The organism is Pilibacter termitis, assembly GCF_900167335.1.
GTDB lineage: Bacteria > Bacillota > Bacilli > Lactobacillales > Streptococcaceae > Pilibacter > Pilibacter termitis.
The window spans coordinates 1-1,858 of record NZ_FUXI01000056.1 but is presented as its reverse complement, the minus strand read 5'-3'; the positions used below and the strand labels follow the sequence as shown (position 1 = coordinate 1,858).

1 protein-coding gene is annotated in these 1,858 nt (G+C 39.7%); it reads right to left on the bottom strand.

Annotated elements, in window-relative coordinates; genetic code table 11:
• Positions 1-136: 136 nt before the first annotated feature.
• A complete protein-coding gene (locus tag B5D30_RS13000) occupies positions 137-1,753 on the bottom strand; it encodes a type I restriction-modification system subunit M (protein ID WP_078808514.1) in 1,617 nt (538 codons plus the stop codon).
• Between the last annotated feature and the right edge of the window lie 105 nt (positions 1,754-1,858).

Genomic DNA, 1,858 nt, shown 5'->3' with positions numbered 1-1,858 from the left:
ACAAAGTTGATACTTCCATTTCCAGATTTGTCTTTTGGCGTTGTGCCTTTAGTGATTAATTTTGTTTTTTCTCCCAACCTCCGCTGTTCCCAAGCATAAGCCAAAAAAGCGAAGACTCATTCTTCGCTTTTCTATCCTATTCCCCAAAAGACTGCATGAATTTTTCTAGTTCTGCTTTTGATTCGTCGCTTGCCCCTTTTAGACTGCCTAGAAGTTCAAATAGAGTGTTTGTTGAAGTGGTGATTTCTGATTGTATGTCGGTTAGTTCGGCGGATAATTGAGAAAGTGGTTTGACTTCTTCTTCCTCGAAATTGTCTACATAGCGAGGAATGTTCAAGTTATAATCATTTTCTTCAATTTCCTCCATTGTTGCAACATGAGCGTATTTGTCAACGTCCACACGATTATGATAGGTTTCAATAATCTTTTGTATGTTTTCTTCGGTCAACTTGTTTTGGTTTTTTCCTTTTTCAAATTCGTTTGAGGCGTCAATGAATAAAATGTCTCTATTTTGACGTTTTTTGCGACCTTTGAATACTAGAACGGTTGTTGGAATACTTGTGCCGTAAAATAGGTTGGCAGGTAAACCAATGACTGTATCTAGCAAATTGTTCTCAATAATGTTTTTGCGAATTTTCCCTTCCGCAGCTCCACGGAATAAAACGCCATGCGGCAAGACAATCGCCATTGTTCCGTTTTCGTCCAAATGATAAAGTCCGTGGAGAACAAAAGCATAGTCCGCTTTTGAGGCAGGAGCAATTCCGTACCCTCTAAATCGCTGATCTTTTTCACGGTCAATCGTCTTTGTCTCCCAGTTTTGAGAGTACGGCGGATTTGCCACCACTGCATCAAATTTCAATGGAATTTGTACATTGTTTTTCTCAGAAAATGGCCAATCTGTATCCAAAGTATCCGCACGTTTCAACTCCATATTGCGATAATTCACCCCGTGCATCATCAAGTTCATGCGTGCTAAGTTGTAAGTAGTGGTGTTGAGTTCTTGACCGTAAAACTCTACGCTACCGTCTCTGTTTCCATAGGGCAATTCTTTTTGAACGGTTAAAAGCAAAGAACCTGACCCCATTGTCGGGTCATATAGGCGGAATTGTTCCCCGTTATCAACGACATCATGCGTAACAAGTTTCGCCAAAATTTTGCTGACTTCATGTGGCGTGTAAAATTCTCCGCCTTTTTTCCCAGCGTTCGCTGCAAATTGTCCAATTAAATACTCGTAAACATCGCCAAGAATGTCACGACCCGATTCGTCTTTAAATGTAATTTCATTTATCATCAAAACAATATCATTCAACGCTTTGGCACGTTCATTTGTTCCTGCACCAAGACGTGTGTCGCCCAAGTTAATGTCAGAAAATACGTTAGCAAAATCTTCTTCAGCAATCGGGTTTCTTTTCGCATTGTTCGTAAATCCGTCAAATAAGTCTTGAAAATCGCTCGCTATGATTTTGTGGTTTTCAATTTTTGACACAATCGCTTTCCATGTGTACTCTGGTTCAATCGCATAGCCAATTCCCTTGCTGATTTCTTCTAAGTATTCTTCTTTTTCTTCGCTATCAACCACTTCGTAAAATTCTTTTAGGTCGTTTAAAGCCAAGTATTCATCTTGGTTTTCTGAAAGGTAGCGGTAAAACATAAAGGGAAGAATGTAGTTTTTATATTCACTTGCGTCCATTGTTCCACGAAGTTTGTTCGCCATTTCCCATAGTTTGTTGGTGATTTCACTTGCGTTGCTCATTTTTTATTCTCCTATTTCTAGCTACATGGTGCTAAAGTCTAGCAACTGCTCACAACAGCACTGGAAACTACGTTTCCAGCAAGTAAATGCTGTGGCTCACTGTTG